13 protein-coding genes are annotated in these 16488 nt (G+C 54.7%); 7 read left to right on the top strand and 6 right to left on the bottom strand.

All coding sequences use genetic code 11. The features are described 5' to 3' along the window. Positions 1 to 446 precede the first annotated feature (446 nt). The 7 genes from pcnB to acs all read left to right on the top strand — a co-directional run bounded on the left by pcnB (position 447) and on the right by acs (position 7697). Positions 447 to 1802 carry a polynucleotide adenylyltransferase PcnB gene (gene pcnB, locus AS19_RS01740; RefSeq protein WP_101235060.1) on the top strand — a complete coding sequence of 452 codons (1356 nt, stop codon included), beginning with the start codon at positions 447 to 449 and terminating at the stop codon, positions 1800 to 1802. After that, positions 1802 to 2305: a 2-amino-4-hydroxy-6-hydroxymethyldihydropteridine diphosphokinase gene (gene folK, locus AS19_RS01735; RefSeq protein WP_011587634.1), complete on the top strand. Its 504-nt coding sequence runs from the start codon at positions 1802 to 1804 to the stop codon at positions 2303 to 2305. Before pcnB ends, folK begins: the two co-directional genes overlap by 1 nt. Next, positions 2289 to 2990 (top strand): deoxynucleoside kinase, encoded by a 702-nt coding sequence (locus AS19_RS01730; protein ID WP_011587633.1) that lies wholly within the window; start codon positions 2289 to 2291, stop codon positions 2988 to 2990. The genes folK and AS19_RS01730 overlap by 17 nt, the downstream gene beginning before the upstream one ends. A 178-nt stretch (positions 2991 to 3168) precedes the next feature. After that, complete coding sequence (gene panB / locus AS19_RS01725) at positions 3169 to 3957, top strand: 3-methyl-2-oxobutanoate hydroxymethyltransferase (protein ID WP_011587632.1); 789 nt, start codon at positions 3169 to 3171, stop codon at positions 3955 to 3957. Positions 3958 to 4105: 148 nt separating this feature from the next. Next, the gene (panC, locus tag AS19_RS01720) at positions 4106 to 4963 is read left to right on the top strand and encodes a pantoate--beta-alanine ligase (protein WP_011587631.1); all 858 of its coding nucleotides are present in this window, start codon (positions 4106 to 4108) and stop codon (positions 4961 to 4963) included. A 90-nt stretch (positions 4964 to 5053) separates the two neighbouring features. Next, positions 5054 to 5434, top strand: coding sequence for an aspartate 1-decarboxylase (gene panD, locus AS19_RS01715; protein WP_011587630.1), 381 nt, complete (start codon positions 5054 to 5056; stop codon positions 5432 to 5434). Positions 5435 to 5759: 325 nt separating this feature from the next. Further along, positions 5760 to 7697 carry an acetate--CoA ligase gene (gene acs / locus AS19_RS01710; RefSeq protein WP_011587629.1) on the top strand — a complete coding sequence of 646 codons (1938 nt, stop codon included), beginning with the start codon at positions 5760 to 5762 and terminating at the stop codon, positions 7695 to 7697. 493 nt (positions 7698 to 8190) lie between these two features. On the opposite strand, the gene pnp is transcribed toward acs, so the two are convergent. From pnp to nusA, 6 genes are all read right to left on the bottom strand, one after another. Continuing rightward, positions 8191 to 10284, bottom strand: a complete 2094-nt coding sequence (gene pnp / locus AS19_RS01705; RefSeq protein WP_011587628.1) for a polyribonucleotide nucleotidyltransferase — start codon at positions 10282 to 10284, stop codon at positions 8191 to 8193. Positions 10285 to 10489: 205 nt separating this feature from the next. Continuing rightward, the gene (gene rpsO / locus AS19_RS01700) at positions 10490 to 10759 is read right to left on the bottom strand and encodes a 30S ribosomal protein S15 (protein WP_007148581.1); all 270 of its coding nucleotides are present in this window, start codon (positions 10757 to 10759) and stop codon (positions 10490 to 10492) included. 80 nt (positions 10760 to 10839) lie between these two features. Next, complete coding sequence (gene truB, locus AS19_RS01695; protein ID WP_046961640.1) at positions 10840 to 11766, bottom strand: tRNA pseudouridine(55) synthase TruB; 927 nt, start codon at positions 11764 to 11766, stop codon at positions 10840 to 10842. A gap of 14 nt (positions 11767 to 11780) precedes the next feature. Then, the gene (gene rbfA, locus AS19_RS01690; RefSeq protein WP_011587626.1) at positions 11781 to 12194 is read right to left on the bottom strand and encodes a 30S ribosome-binding factor RbfA; all 414 of its coding nucleotides are present in this window, start codon (positions 12192 to 12194) and stop codon (positions 11781 to 11783) included. 24 nt (positions 12195 to 12218) lie between these two features. Then, positions 12219 to 14915, bottom strand: a complete 2697-nt coding sequence (gene infB, locus AS19_RS01685; RefSeq protein WP_011587625.1) for a translation initiation factor IF-2 — start codon at positions 14913 to 14915, stop codon at positions 12219 to 12221. A gap of 61 nt (positions 14916 to 14976) precedes the next feature. Next, positions 14977 to 16485, bottom strand: coding sequence for a transcription termination factor NusA (nusA, locus tag AS19_RS01680; RefSeq protein ID WP_035459392.1), 1509 nt, complete (start codon positions 16483 to 16485; stop codon positions 14977 to 14979). Positions 16486 to 16488: the final 3 nt, after the last annotated feature.

Genomic DNA, 16488 nt, shown 5'->3' with positions numbered 1-16488 from the left:
CTGACCGCATTTAAGATTGGTTCCCAGTAAAAATGTAAGGCCATGATTTTAATCATTTTTTCGATCAGTTGCATTACCAGGGGGGGACGGGCACTATGAATTCCACGCCAGCAAACAACAACAACAAGGGCGTTAAGGCTTAAACAATAACAACAAGAAAGAAGAACAATAATTTCACGAGCCGATGCAGCGCAGCTGCAACTGATGATTGCAGCAAAAGGCAGAAAACAACACAAACAATAATAATAAACAGAATCAGCGCAAAATATGGGAGTCACAACTTCGGTTGTGGCTCCTTTTTGCTTTCAGGTCTGCGCTCACTCGCCGCCGGCTTGGCCTACTACACCAAAGACATCTCAACTGGCGAAAAAAAGTGCTACTATCTCCGCCTTATTGCTTAATTTAAAGGCCGAATTTTTCGCATGCCCTGCAAGCTTCTCAAACATATGACACGCTGGTTTACTCCAAGTTCCGCAGATTCTGCCGGCCCGCTGGAACCCCGCGTCATTCCTCGCGATCAACATCCCATTTCCCGCCAGCAAGTTTCCCGCGCCGCCCTTAATGTGCTCTACGGGTTACACAAGGGAGGATTTGAGGCTTATCTGGTCGGGGGCTGCCTGCGCGACATCCTCTGCGGTCGCGAACCCAAGGATTTTGACGTTTCCACCAATGCCACCCCGGAACAGGTACAGCGCCTTTTCAAGCGCAGCCGCATTATTGGTCGACGCTTTCAAATCGTTCATGTTCGCTTTGGTCGCGAAGTCATTGAAGTCTCCACATTTCGAGCCAAGGCCAGTGACGACAACCAGGACCGAAATAAGCACCATGCTCATGAAGAAACCGGCATGGTACTGCGCGATAACACCTGGGGCAGCATAGAAGAAGACGCCCTGCGTCGCGATTTCACCATCAACGCCCTGTACTACAATATTGCTGATTTTTCCCTGCATGATTTTGTCGGCAGCATGGAAGATATTGACCAGGAAACAATCCGCCTGATTGGTGACCCGGAGCAACGCTTTCGCGAAGACCCTGTACGTATGCTGCGCGCGGCCCGTTTCGCCGCCAAACTGGGCTTCGAAATAGAAAAAAGTACCGCCAGTCGCATCCCAGATATGGCTGAATTATTGCTGCAGGTACCTTCCGCACGTCTATTTGACGAGGTACTCAAACTCTTCCTCAGCGGCCACGCCCGAGCATCGTATGAACAGCTACAAGAACTGGGCCTGTTCCGCTTCCTATTTCCGGAAACCCAGCAAGCACTGGAAGGAGACCAAGGCAAGACGTGGGAGGCCATGCTACTGGCCGCTATGGACAACACCGACCGCCGTCTGCTGATGGATAAGCCCGTTACTCCCGCTTTTATCTATGCAGTATTATTGTGGCCGGTGATCCAGCAGCGTCTTACCGGTTACTTGTCTAGTGGCCTACCCCCGGCACAGGCACTACACAAGTCCGCCACCAGGGCCCTCAACCTGCAAATCAAGCACACCGCTATCCCCCGTCGTTTCTCCACCGTGATGCGAGAAATGTGGGAGCTACAGCTGCGGCTGGACAAACGTGCCGGCCGGCGTGCTGATGCGATGATGGAGCACCCTCGTTTCCGGGCCGCCTACGATTTCCTATTATTGCGCGAGCAATGCGGTGAAATTGAACCAGGATTAGGCGACTGGTGGACCCGCTACCAGGAAGAAGATGAGAGCGGTCGCCGGGAAATGATCAGCGAACTAGGCAACCGCGGAGGCGGCAACAACAAACGTCGTCGCCGCCGGCGCCGGCCAAAGCCTGCTGCAGATAATTGATGCAAGCGTTTATTGGGCTTGGAAGCAACCTGGATCAGCCGGCACAACGGCTGACCAGCGCCTTGCTGGCCATGGCACACCTGCCTGGCCTTACCTTGCAACACCATTCCCGCCTGTATACTAGCGCCCCCATTGGCCCGCAGGACCAACCCGATTACGTCAACGCTGTCGCCGAAGTGCAAAGCTCATTAACGCCACATGCCTTGCTCAATAGCCTGCAGGCCTTAGAACTGGCCGCCGGCCGTCAACGCTTGCGTCATTGGGGGGAGCGAACCCTCGACCTAGATATTCTATTACTCGGTGATCAACGCATTGACACCGTCGACCTTCAGGTCCCCCATCCGCAAATGACCCAACGCGCTTTTGTGCTTCACCCGCTACTGGAAATCGCACCTCACTGCATCTTGCCCGATGGCACCGCTCTGAGTAGTTTCCTCGATCAGGTAACCGAACAAACGCTTTCACCGCTATCAGAACTGGATCGCGATGCACTCATCGACTGAATTAACCTTAACTGAACGAATTGAACAGCGCCGGCAAGCAGGCACCCTGCCTCGCTTTATCGCTGTGGAAGGCCCCATTGGGGCAGGGAAAACCAGCCTGGCCAAGCGGCTGGCCATGACCTTTGGCTATGATTTGTTACTAGAGCAAGCCGACGACAACCCCTTTCTGACCCGCTTCTATCAGGACCCGACCCGCTACGCGCTGCAGACCGAACTTTTCTTCTTGTTTCAGCGGGCGGACCAGCTGCGTCAGGTCCAGCAACAGGATCTATTTGCCGGCCCTCGGATTGCGGACTTTCTGATCGACAAAAACCGGCTGTTTGCTCAGGTCACTCTCGATGAAGATGAATTTCAGCTGTATAGCAATGTAGATGACCATCTAACGGTGGACGCTCCCCGCCCGGATCTAGTGATTTACTTGCAAGCCCCCTCTCAGGTGCTGCGCCAACGTATCGGCCACCGGGGCAACAATTTCGAGCAGGGTATTGCCAGCGATTATCTGGATAAACTCAGTAACGCTTATACCGAATTCTTCCATTTTTACGACCGCGCCCCGCTGCTCATCGTCAACGCAGCGGAGATAGACCTGGTCAACCATGATCGAGACTATCAGCAGCTGATCAGCGAGTTACTGGACATCCGCTCCGGTCGCCACTATTTTAACCCCCGGCCACTGGTAGGCTGAAAAACTAGCTTCGAGCTACAGGCTTCAAGCTACAACGCGACATGGCCCTGTGCGTACTATAGCCGGGAAGCCCAAAGGACGTTTGCGCGTGGGCATATTGCTCCGAAGCCTGACAGACTTGACCGTGTTGTAGCTTGAAGCCTGTAGCTCGTCCCTGAATTTCCCTGGGAGGTATCCCATGTCCATTACCATTCGAACCCTGCAAAAGCGCAAACAGGACGGTGGCAAATTTTCCGTGCTAACCGCTTACGACGCCTGTTTTTCCCGACTCATTTCCGAGGCTGGCGTAGAAGCGATTCTGGTCGGCGACTCCCTAGGCAATGTTATCCAGGGCCAGACCAGCACTGTACCGGTGACACTGGAGCAAATGGTCTATCACACCCAATGCGTGGCCCGGGGCAATCAAGGCAGTTTGATCATTGCCGACATCCCGTTTATGGGGGCTGCCACCCTGGAGCGCACGCTGAACGCTGCCACCGCGCTGATGCAAGCCGGCGCCAACATGGTAAAACTAGAAGGCAGCGCCTGGCTGGCTGAAGCCATCGAGGTTCTCAACCGTAACGGCGTTCCGGTCTGCGCGCATATGGGCCTGACCCCGCAAGCGGTGAACTCATTGGGCGGCTACCGGGTGCAAGGTAAGGATGACGACGGTGCCGCAGAGCTGCTCAACGCCGCCAAGATTCTCGATCAAGCAGGCACAGCCCTGTTTGTTCTGGAATGCGTACCGCGAGCGCTGAGCGCAGAGATCACCCGTGAAGTTGCGGCACCGGTCATCGGTATCGGGGCCGCCCCGGAATGCGATGGCCAGGTGCTGGTGATGCATGACATGCTCGGCATCAGCCCCGGCAAACCTGCCCGTTTCGTCCGTAACTTTATGGCCGAGACTGGCGATATGCGCGCAGCGTTCAAGGCCTATGACGACGCGGTGAAAGACGGCAGTTTCCCGGCCGACGAACATTGTTTTTAAAATAGCGACAAGCTATAGCGCGAATCAAGGCACGACATACGAAAGCGCGTCGATGATCAGGGTAAACCCAGCTGAGGATGGGCTGGGCCCTGGCCGGTTGGCATAGTATCTTCCACGTTGTGTAGCTTCTTATACCCTGAGGTTCCTAATGCAAACCGCTCATTCCGTCGCCCAGGTGCGCGAACATGTGCGCGGCTGGCACCGCAAAGGCCAGTCCGTAGGCTTTGTCCCCACTATGGGCAACCTGCACGATGGCCATATCAGCCTGGTTCGAGAAGCCCGAACCCGCTGTGATGTGGTCGTGGTATCGATTTTTGTCAATCCCACCCAGTTCGGGCCTAACGAAGATTTCGACCGCTACCCGCGCACCCTGGATGCGGACGCCGCGGCTCTAGTCGAGGCCGGTGCAGATCTACTGTTCGCTCCGTCAGTGGAGGAGATGTATCCGCTAGGTCAAAACCAGACCTGGGTGGACGTAGATCAGCTGGGCGACCATCTGTGCGGCGCCAGTCGCGAAGGGCACTTCAGAGGTGTCACAACGGTAGTTTCCAAGCTCCTCAACATCGTGCAACCAGACGTGGCCATCTTCGGTGAAAAGGACTTCCAGCAACTAGCTATTCTGCGCCGCATGTGTGAAGAACTGCTGTTCCCAGTGAAGATTGTCGGTGCTGCCACCAGTCGCGAAACCGACGGACTGGCACGCAGCTCCCGCAACGGCTTTCTGAGCGAAAGTGAGCGCACACTCGCGCCCCAGCTCTATGCTCACCTGCAACAGGTAAAAACGGAGATTATCGGCGGAGAACGAAATTATCGCGCGCTGGAAAGCCGGACTAGCCAATCACTGAATAGCACTGGATTCAGCGTTGACTATATCACCATCGCCAACGCCAGAACCCTTGCTCCGGCTGGGCCAGACGACACTGACCTAATCGTCGCGGTAGCTGCTAAACTGGGGTCAACACGATTGATCGACAATATATCGTTGGCCGTTGTGCGTGACCGGTGATTCATGCATACTTCCGGCCCCTTGAAGTGCCTGCATGCCATATAATATGGCGTATACAGCAGGCTTCGGGTCGCTTGAGAGGTAACCAACATGCAGTGCACCATGCTGAAAGCAAAACTCCATCAGGCTCGTGTCACCCACGCGGAACTTGAATACGAAGGCTCCTGCGCCATTGATGGTGATCTGATGGACATGGCGGGTATCCTGGAATACGAACAGATCCAGATCTATAACATCGATAACGGTGAGCGTTTCGAAACCTACGCAATCCGCGGCGAAGCCGGGTCCAAAATCATCTCCGTCAACGGTGCTGCAGCCCATAAGGCCCAGCCTGGCGATCGCGTAATTATTTGTGCCTACGCCAACTACACTAGCGCGGAGCTAATCAACTTCAAACCCAGCCTGATTTACATGGCTGAGGGCAATGAAGTGAAGGGCACCAGCAATGCCATTCCGGTTCAGGTTGCCTGATCCCGGGGTTCGCATGAAGAATTATTGAAACGCCGGCCCAACCGGCGTTTTTTTTTGCCACTTCCTGCCTTCGCTTAAGGACGTGCAAGCCTAAGAGAAAGGGCGTCGATGCCCAACTCCACTTTTACCCGCTCGTTTTTTATCTTTTTAACTGCCGACCTTCTTCTGCACTTGAGCATTGGCCTTCAAGTAACGCTTTGTTTACTCTTGGCATACCATGTCTACCCCCCGCTAGCACCTTTATAAGACCATGGTGGAATACACCCGAGCTAGCGCAACGATAATAATGATGAAAACTGGCTGGCAGTATCCCAAGGAGGCCCCAATGTCCCAAGTACATATTCACCCTGTTCCCGCCGACTATAAAAAGCAAACACTGATGGATCGCGAGACTTACGATCGCTGGTACAGCCAATCCATTAATGATCCGGGCACCTTCTGGGCCGAGCGCGCAGAACAGCTTCTGGACTGGAAAACTCCGTGGGACACGGTAAGCGAATGGGACTTTAACGAAGGCCGGGCCGCTTGGTTCAAAGGCGCCACCCTCAACGCCTGTTACAATTGTGTCGACCGCCACCTGCCGGAACGGGCCAACCAGACCGCCATTATCTGGGAGGGCGACGAGCCAGATCAGGACAAACACATAAGCTATCAACAGCTGTTCGAGGAAGTGAGCAAGTTCGGCAATGTGCTCAAGAATCGAGGTGTTAAGAAAGGCGATCGCGTTGTCATCTATATGCCGATGATTCCGGAAGCGGCCTACGCCATGCTGGCCTGCGCTCGCATTGGCGCCATCCACTCTGTTGTCTTTGGCGGTTTCTCGCCGGAAGCTCTGAAAGACCGCATTCTCAATGCTGAGGCTTGCGCTCTGATTACCGCCGACGAAGGGGTACGCGGTGGCAAAACCATCCCGCTGAAAGTAAATGCAGACAAGGCCCTAGACGGTATCGACTGTGTTCACACCTGCCTGACCGTAAAGCGCACCGGCGGAGATGTGGATTGGCAAGCACCGCGAGATGTCTGGTACCACGAGGCCATGGCGGATGCGTCCAGCGATTGCGAACCGGAGTGGGTCGAGGCTGAAGACCCATTATTCACCCTCTACACCTCTGGCTCCACCGGCAAACCCAAAGGGGTTGTCCACACCACCGCCGGCTATTTGCTCAACACTGCTCTAACCCATAAATACGTGTTCGACTATCAGGACGGGGACATCTACTGGTGCACCGCCGATGTGGGCTGGATCACTGGACACAGCTACATTGTTTACGGCCCGCTGGCTAACGGCGCCACCACGCTGATGTTCGAAGGCGTGCCCACCTACCCGGACGCCTCACGCTGCTGGCAGGTAGTCGACAAGCACAAGGTAAACATTTTCTACACCGCGCCTACCGCTATTCGCGCCCTCATGGGGCTGGGCGATGCCCCTGTGGAACAAACCTCCCGCGCCAGCCTGAAGCTGCTGGGCACCGTGGGCGAACCCATCAACCCGGAAGCCTGGGAGTGGTATTACAGGGTAGTCGGTGACAGCCGCTGCCCGATTGTAGACACCTGGTGGCAAACTGAAACCGGCGCCATCATGATTGCGCCGCTACCCGGCGCAGTGGACCTGAAAGCCGGGTCTGCCACTCTGCCCATGTTCGGGGTGCAACCCGGCCTAATGGACCCTGACGGTAACGAACTGGACGGTGCCGCCTCCGGCAACCTAGTGCTCAAGGCCAGTTGGCCTAGCCAAATTCGCACCGTCTATGGCGATCACCAACGCCTAATCGATACCTACTTCAGTGCCTACAAGGGCTGCTACTTCACTGGCGACGGCGCCCGCCGCGATGAAGATGGCTACTACTGGATTACTGGCCGGGTGGATGACGTGCTCAACGTGTCTGGCCACCGCCTAGGCACAGCTGAAATCGAATCCGCTCTAGTACTACACCCCAGCATCTCTGAAGCGGCCGTGGTGGGCTACCAGCATGACGTAAAAGGGCAAGGGATCTATGCCTACGTATCGTTAATGGCCGGCAAGGAAGGCAGCGAAGAACTGGTCAAGGCTCTCCGCGACCTAGTGACACAGGAAATTGGGCCCATCGCCAAGCCCGACCTGATTCACTTTGCACCGGGCCTGCCGAAAACCCGCTCTGGCAAAATCATGCGCCGTATTTTACGCAAAATCGCCGCGGATGAACTGGATAGCCTGGGCGACACCTCCACCTTAGCTGATCCCAGCGTGGTTGATCAGCTCATCGATAACCGCCAAAACAAGTAAGCCGCAACAGGAAACGGCGCAATTTCTGCGCCGTTTTCATTCCCACTGTGACTAATTGATGACCTACCGCTTCTCTGCATTTTCCATTGCGGGCACCCTAGGCGACTATTTGATATTCGTTGTTTGGGGCACTCACGTTGCTGCGTATAGCTTCAAACACACACTGCCATGCCTCTACGTCTTCAGGGTTCGCTGCCGAGCCTGGCAACGTTGGCACCTAGAACCCTAGCGCAGGCTTTGCCGCTTCCGTCAACTATCGCAAATAGCAGCGACTATCATTCGAATCAGCGTAGTTCGGATGCCACCAAAGGCAGGCATTTCTCAAGTGGAGATTGAGGGCGTGCTGCTCACCAAGACCCTTTGGCCTCTGCGCCCCCCTCCCGCCGTCTGTAGCGCCAAATCACAACCATAGATAACCGGCAAACCAAGCAAGCACCCAGCATAAAAAAAGGCCGGCAAATGCCGACCCTTTTTTGAAACCACAAGGCAGAAATTAATCTTCCTTAGCTTCCTTCATCGACAGTTTGATACGGCCACGCTGGTCCACATCAAGGACTTTCACCTTAATGATCTCACCTTCGTTCACGTAATCAGTCACTTTCTCAACACGCTCTTCAGCGATCTGGGAGATGTGCAGCAGGCCTTCAGTGCCGGGCATGATCGCCACGAACGCACCGAAATCAACAACCCGCGTTACCTTGCCTTCGTAGATTGCACCCACTTCAGCTTCCGCGGTAATCTCTTCTACGCGACGGACCGCTTCATCGGCTTTTTCACGGGTTTCACCGTAGATCTTCACGCTACCATCGTCTTCAATGTCAATGGTACAACCCGTTTCCTCGGTGAGGGCACGAATAGTCGCGCCGCCTTTACCGATCACATCACGGATCTTGTCCGGGTTGATCTTCAAAGTCAGCAGAGTCGGCGCGTTGTCAGATACCTCAGAGCGCGACTCGGCAATCGCCTTATTCATCTCACCCAGGATATGCAGACGACCGGCATTTGCCTGGTTCAGCGCTTTCTCCATGATCTCTTCGGTAATGCCTTCGATCTTGATGTCCATCTGCAAAGCAGTCACACCACGGGCGGTACCAGCCACCTTGAAGTCCATGTCGCCAAGGTGATCTTCATCACCCAGAATATCGGACAGCACTGCATAACGGCCGTCTTCTTCCTTCACCAGGCCCATGGCAATACCGGCCACCGGCGCGGTCAACGGCACACCAGCGTCCATCAACGCCATGGAAGTGCCACACACGGACGCCATGGAAGAAGAACCGTTGGACTCAGTGATCTCAGAGACCACACGAATCGTGTAAGGGAAGTCCTGCACGCTAGGCACAACGGCTTCCACACCACGGCGGGCCAGGCGACCGTGACCGATTTCACGACGCTTGGGAGAGCCGATGAAGCCCGTCTCACCCACACAGTATGGAGGGAAGTTGTACTGCAGCATGAAGTGGTCCTGGTGGGACCCTTCCAGCGCGTCGATGAACTGCGCATCGCGCATACCACCCAATGTGGCAGTGACGATCGCCTGGGTCTCACCACGGGTGAATAACGCAGAGCCATGAGTTTTCGCCAAAGTGCCCACTTGGCAATCAATAGCACGCACCGCATCCAAAGCACGACCATCAATACGCGGCTTGCCGGATACCACGGCTTCACGCACCACGCTCTTTTCGATCTTGCCGAACAGGTCTTTCACTTCGTCGGCTTCCGGCGCACCGTCTTCACCGGTGGCAAACTCAGCCACACAAGCATCACGCAGCTCGCCCACTTTGGCGTAACGGGCCATCTTCTCGGTAATGGTGTAAGCCTCGCCCAACGCCGCCGCGAACTTATCTTTGATCGCCGCTTTCAGGGTCTCGTTCTGCTCAGCCGGTTTCCAGTCCCACGTTTCAGTGCCCACTTCGGCAGCGAACTCCTTGATGCCCTGGATCAGCGGCTGCATTTCCATATGGCCGAACAATACCGCGCCCAGCATTTGGTCTTCAGACAGCTCCTGCGCTTCGGATTCCACCATCAATACAGCAGGTTCGGTACCTGCAACAACTAAGTCCAGTGCAGACTCAGCCAACTCGGAATAGCTAGGGTTGAGGATGTACATTCCATCCTTGTAGCCCACCCGTGCAGCACCAATCGGGCCACTAAAAGGAATTCCGGAAATAGATAAGGCAGCGGACGTACCGATCAAGGCTGCAATATCCGGATCGCGGTTTTTGTCGGAAGACATCACCGTAGCCACAACCTGCACTTCATTCATGAAGCCCTTTGGGAACAGCGGGCGAATCGGGCGGTCGATGAGTCGGCAGGTCAGCGTTTCTTTTTCGCTAGGACGACCTTCACGCTTGAGGAAGCCACCGGGTATACGGCCGGTTGCATAGGTCTTTTCCTGATAGTTAACGGTCAGGGGAAAGAAGTTCTGCCCTGGATTGGCTTCTTTTCTACCCACTACGGTGACCAACACTTGGGTGTCACCGATACGGACCATGACAGCGGCGGTTGCCTGGCGAGCAATTTGCCCGGTTTCCAAGGTTACCGTGTCACGGCCAAACTGAATTTGCTTGGTAATTTTATTGAACATATCTCGTCTCTTCTCTCTTCTTCACGACAATCTTCAAGGCCCATGCCTCTGACATACACTCTTCTTTCGTTCACGCATGATATCGAGAAACGCACCACGCATCACTCAGTATCATGGCTAAGGCTGCGCGGCCTTTTCCCCGCACCCTAAAACAACAAAAGCCCGGCTATGCCGAGCTTCTGTTGTTGTAACTTTGATCCATGCCTTAGCGGCGCAGACCCAGCTTTTCGATCAGCTGCAAGTAACGGGTGCGGTCTTTCTTGGCCAGGTAGTCCAGCAGCTTACGACGCTGGTTTACCATGCGGATCAGGCCACGACGGCTGTGGTGATCCTTCTTGTGGCCTTTAAAGTGATCCTGAAGACCATTGATATTGGCGCTCAGCAAAGCGACTTGAACTTCCGGGGACCCGGTATCATTCTCTTTGCGGCCATGCTCTTTCAGAATTTCAGCTTTTTGTTCAACGGTTAACGCCATGATGCTTCTCCAATATGCTCAATTAAGGTCACGGCCAGCCATGCATATTTATAGCTGCCGTCATTATCGGGCGAATCTCCTCAAGAGGCTCCGCCTGCAACCAGACGACGGGGAGCAATCCGCCCGTCTTCCAATACTTCTCCGACACCCAGAAATTCACCACTGGACGCCTGATAAACGCTAACCCAGCCGTCCAGAGGGCGGTCTGAGGCCATCACCGGCTGCCCTTGCTGCAAGTAGTAAGCAGCATTGTCACCCAACTCAACGCGCGGCCAGTCTGCCACGCTGGTGGATAAAGGCAAGAGCAGCTCATCGATTGCCTCAAAACCACCGGTTTCCTTGATTTTACCCAGCTGCTCTAAGGTCAGCATTCGCTCTGCCGGGTAAGGTCCCGCAGACAGGCGATGTAGAGCGGTCACATGCCCGCCGCACCCTAACAGAGCCCCTGTATCTTCCACCAGTGAGCGCACATAGGTGCCTTTAGAGCAGTCCACCTCGAACTCCAGCTCATCGCCGTCGATACGTAGAATTCGCAAATCATAAATCGTCACCGGCCGAGGCTTACGCTCTACGGTGATACCCTCACGGGCCAGCTTATAGAGCGGCACACCTTCATGCTTAATCGCCGAATACATGCTTGGAATTTGCTCGATATCGCCCTTAAATGACAACAACGCCGCTTCAATCTGGGCGGCAGAGGCGGACACTTCCGTAGTGTTCACCACATTGCCGTCCGCATCGCCAGTTTCTGTAGTCACTCCCAGCTTGGCGGTTACTCGGTAGCTCTTGTCCGACTCCAACAGAAACTGGCTGAACTTAGTCGCCTCGCCGAAACAGATGGGTAGCATGCCCGTGGCCAACGGATCCAAGCTGCCAGTATGGCCCGCTTTAGCGGCAGCAAACATTTTTTTTGCCATTTGCAGCGCGCCATTACTGCTCACGCCGGAGGATTTATCCAATAACAGGATGCCGTTGAGATCACGGCCTCTAGGACGACGCTTTGCCACCTGACAGCTCCGAGTTACTCGTTGTTTCCGGTTTCGTCGTCTTCCGGACGCAGCTCCCGGTCTTCTGCCCGGGCCTCATCAATCAATTGCGATAGATGAGCAGCCCGCTCCGGGGTCATATCGTAATGGAAACGTAATTTGGGGGTAGTGCGGGTATTCAAGCCCTGGGCTAGGCTGCTGCGCAGAAAACCGCTGGCCTTGGTGAGCACCTCTTCGGCTTCTGCGCCGGCCTCCTCGCCCTGTCCCAGCAAGGTGAAATACACCTCAGCATAGGACAGATCACGGGAAACCGTTACATCCTGAATCGTCGCCAGATTGACTCGAGGGTCCTTCATTTCGAACTGCAACAACCGGGACAACTCGCGCTGAATCTGATCAGCGACTCGGTCAGTGCGGTTAAAGCCTTGGGGGCGGCGATGACGGCTCATAGCAAGGTTCGGGCACGCTTTCCCTTACAGGAAGCGAGCCACCTCCTTCACTTCGAAGACTTCGATCTTATCGCCTTCTTTCACGTCATTATAGCTTTTCACTGCGATGCCACACTCCATGCCGTTACGCACTTCCGGTACATCGTCCTTAAAGCGACGCAGAGACTCCAACTCGCCCTCGAAGACCACCACATCATCGCGCAGAACGCGGATCGGACGGTTCCGGTACAACGTACCTTCCACCACCATACAACCGGCAACAGCACCAAACTTGGAAGAGCGGAACACATCGCGCACCTGAGCCACACCAAGAATTTCTTCGCGTTTTTCCGGAGCAAGCAAACCGCTCATGGCTTGCTTCACGTCATCGATCAGTTCGTAAATTACGCTGTAATAGCGCAGATCAATGCCTTCCTGTTCGCACACTCGCTTAGCTTTGGAATCAGCACGAACGTTGAAGCCCAGCAAGACACCTTCACTGGTCATCGCCAAGTTAACGTCGGATTCGTTGATCGCCCCCACGCCACTGGACACCAGGTTCACTTTCACTTCGTCTGTACCCAGGTCATTCAGGGCGCTGGTCAGCGCTTCCAGAGAACCGCGTACATCGGTCTTCAACACGATATTGACGGTTTTGGTCTCTGCACTGCCCATATTTTCAAACAGGTTTTCCAGTTTGGACGCCTGCTGACGCTTAAGCTTAAGCTCACGGTCACGTTCCTGACGGAACTCAGCCACTTCCCGCGCCTTACGCTCATCTGTCACAACCTGGATCTGCTCACCGGCTTCCGGTGCGCCATTTAGGCCAAGCACTTCTACAGGAATAGATGGGCCAGCCTTCTTGATGGCTTTACCGTTTTCGTCAACCATCGCACGCACACGGCCAAAATGAGCACCGGCCAGTAGCATATCGCCGATCTGAAGCTCGCCACCCTGCACCAAGATAGACGCTACCGTTCCGCGGCCTTTCTCAATGCGAGATTCAATCACAACGCCGGTCGCGGAACCGGAGGCCTGAGCTTGCAGCTCTAGCAATTCTGATTGCAGAAGGATCGCATCCAGCAGGTCATCAACGCCCTCGCCAGAGTGAGCAGAAACGTTAATGAACTGGTATTCACCGCCCCACTCTTCCGGGATTACATCCTTGGTGGCCAATTCGTTACGCACCCGGTCCGGGTCTGCCTGTTCTTTATCAATCTTGTTGACCGCAATTATAATCGGCGCACCCGACGCTTTCGCGTGGTTGATCGCTTCTTCGGTCTGCGGCATTACACCATCATCGGCGGCAACAACAATCACCACGATATCAGTGGCTTTAGCTCCACGGGCACGCATGGCAGTAAAGGCAGCGTGACCAGGCGTGTCGAGGAAGGTAATCATGCCTTTCTCGTGCTCAACGTGATACGCACCAATGTGCTGGGTAATACCGCCCGCTTCGCCGCTTGCCACCTTGGCTTTACGAATATAATCGAGCAGAGAGGTCTTACCGTGGTCCACGTGACCCATAATGGTCACAACGGGAGCTCGGTGCTCTGAATCCACACTGTCACGGGTTACCAAATCAGCAGCCAGATGATCTTCCAGCAACTCTTCTTGCCCTTTACTGGCAACGGGCTTATGGCCCATCTCTTCTACCAGCAAGAACGCGGTTTCCTGATCAATCGGCTGGTTAACCGTGGCCATTTCGCCCATTTTCATCAAGGACTTAATTAAAGACTTGGCCTTGATGTTCATGCGTTGGGCCAGATCACCCACGGTAATTGTTTCTGGAACTTCGACTTCGTAGATTTTCTTCTCCGTCGGTGTTTTAAAGCCATGCTGCTTATTCATGGAGCTTTTCATCTTACCGTGCACAACGCCTGCCACCTTGGGCTTGCGGCGACGACGGCGAGACTGGCGCTCCTCACGCTGATAGCTGGCTTCCTGCGCGGCATTAACAATGGATGAGCCCTTGTCATCTTCCACCGCAGGTTTTTTCTCTTCCTGCTCGCCACGCTGCTCCAGCTCAGCCGCAATACGGGCGGCCTCTTCAGCGGTACGGCGAGCGGCTTCTTCTTCCGCTTTCTTGCGAGCTTCTGCTTCCTGCTTACGCTTGGCCTCATCCGCTTCACGCTGTTTGCGCTCGGCTTCTTCTCGCTTGGCCTTTTCTTCCGGCGTTTCTTCCTTCGCAGGTTTCTTGGTTGCAGAAACTTTTGGCACAGAAACACGCTTACTTTTTTCTTCCGCTGCTTTTTCGCCGGCCGCTTTGCGTTCTTGCTCAGCCTTAGCGCGAGCTTCATCTTCCTTCAGACGTGCAGCTTCATCATCCGCAGCACGCTTAGCCGCCTCTTGCGCTGCACGCTTCTCTTCTTCCGCGATCCGCGCAGCTTCTTCTGCCGCCAGGCGTTCCGCTTCTTCACGCTCTTCAGCTTCTACCACATCACGCTTCATGTAGGTGCGCTTCTTACGCACTTCCACATTCACGGTCTTAGACTTACCGGCAGCACCGGTGGTCTTAATGGTACTGGTGGACTTACGCTTCAGCGTAATTTTCTTACCACTACCTTCATCCTCGGCACCATGAGACTTGCGCAGATGCGCCAGTAGCTGCTGCTTCTGTTCATCTGAGACCACTTCGCTGGCATCGCCATGGGGCAACCCTGCGTCTTTCATCTGCGTAAGCAGCTTCTCGACGGGCGTCCCTACGATGTCGGCCAGTTTCTTTACGGTCGTTTCTGCCATGTCAGCAACACTCTCCTGTCCATCTCTGATGGTGCCTGCTTGTTCAGCCTGGAAATGGGCGTTACGCCCCGGCTTCGTCTTCACCTTCAAACCAAGGCGCGCGCGCAGTCATAATCAACTCGGCTGCACGCTCTTCGCTCAGGCCTTCAATTTCCAGCAGGTCATCCACTGCCTGTTCGGCGAGGTCTTCCATCGTAACAATGTCACGGGAAGCCAATTCAACAGCCAACTCGCGATCCATACCTTCCATGTTGAGAAGGTCTTCCGCGGGCTCGGCTTGATCAAACTTCTCTTCAGATACCAGGGCTTTAGTCAACAGCGCATCTTTGGCACGCTGGCGTAAAAGCTCTACGATCTCCTCATCAAAGCCGTCGATAGCCAGCATCTCTTCCTCTGGCACATAGGCCACTTCTTCAAGGGTAGAGAAACCTTCATCCACTAGCACACCCGCCACATCTTCATCTACTTCTAACTCGTTGATGAATGTTTGCAGGGCTTGCTCGGCTTCTTGTTCCTGTTTGCTCTCAGCGTCATCAATGGTCATGACGTTGAGTTCCCAGCCGGTTAACTCAGACGCTAGGCGAATGTTCTGCCCACTACGGCCGATAGCCTGGGCCAATGCAGACTCATCTTCCACGGCAATATCCATGGAATGGCTTTCTTCATCCATAACAATGGAAGCCACTTCCGCCGGCTGCATTGCATTAATCACTAGCTGTGCGGGGTTGTCGTCCCACAGGACAATATCGATACGCTCACCAGCCAGCTCATTGGAAACGGCCTGAACCCGCGCACCACGCATGCCTACGCAAGCGCCAACCGGATCAATACGCTGATCATTGGTCTTTACGGCAATTTTGGCTCGGGAGCCTGGATCACGAGCAGCGCCTTTAATTTCGATCAGCTCTTCACCGATCTCTGGCACTTCAATTTTAAACAGCTCCACCAACATGTCCGGGCAAGCACGGCTGGCAAACAGCTGCGGACCACGATTTTCTTCATTTACGCCCAGCAGATAGGCACGGACACGGTCGTTTTGGCGAACGGCCTCACGGGGAATCATGTGTTCACGAGTAATCAGTGCTTCGGCGTTGCCGCCCAAGTCCAGCACGATAGAATCACGGCTGGCTTTCTTTACCGTGCCACTGACCAAGTCGCCAATGCGATCACGATATTCCTCAACAATTTGACGACGCTCCGCTTCACGTACTTTCTGTACAATGACCTGCTTAGCAGTTTGCGCAGCAATACGACCAAAGGCTTCGGATTCAACTTCCTCTTCCCAGATGTCCCCGATCTGCAGAGACGTATCCTGCTCGTGGGCTTCATCCAATGTCAGTTGCTTACCGAATTCAAAGAGTTCTTCATCAGGCACTACGTGCCATACACGAAAGCTGCGGGCATTACCGGACTCACGGTCAATATCCACACGAATTTCCACGTCTTCTTGCTTGAACCGCTTCTTGGTAGCTGCCGCGAGAGCCAGTTCAATGGCCTCAAAAATTACGTCGCGGCTTACACCCTTCTCGTTTGATACGGTTTCCGCTACCAGCAGGATCTCTTTGTTCATGGC

The sequence above is a fragment of the Alcanivorax sp. NBRC 101098 genome, assembly GCF_001010505.1.
Taxonomy (GTDB): domain Bacteria; phylum Pseudomonadota; class Gammaproteobacteria; order Pseudomonadales; family Alcanivoracaceae; genus Alcanivorax; species Alcanivorax borkumensis.
The sequence above is the reverse complement of the archived record's forward strand: the minus strand, read 5'-3'. Positions and strand labels throughout refer to the sequence as shown.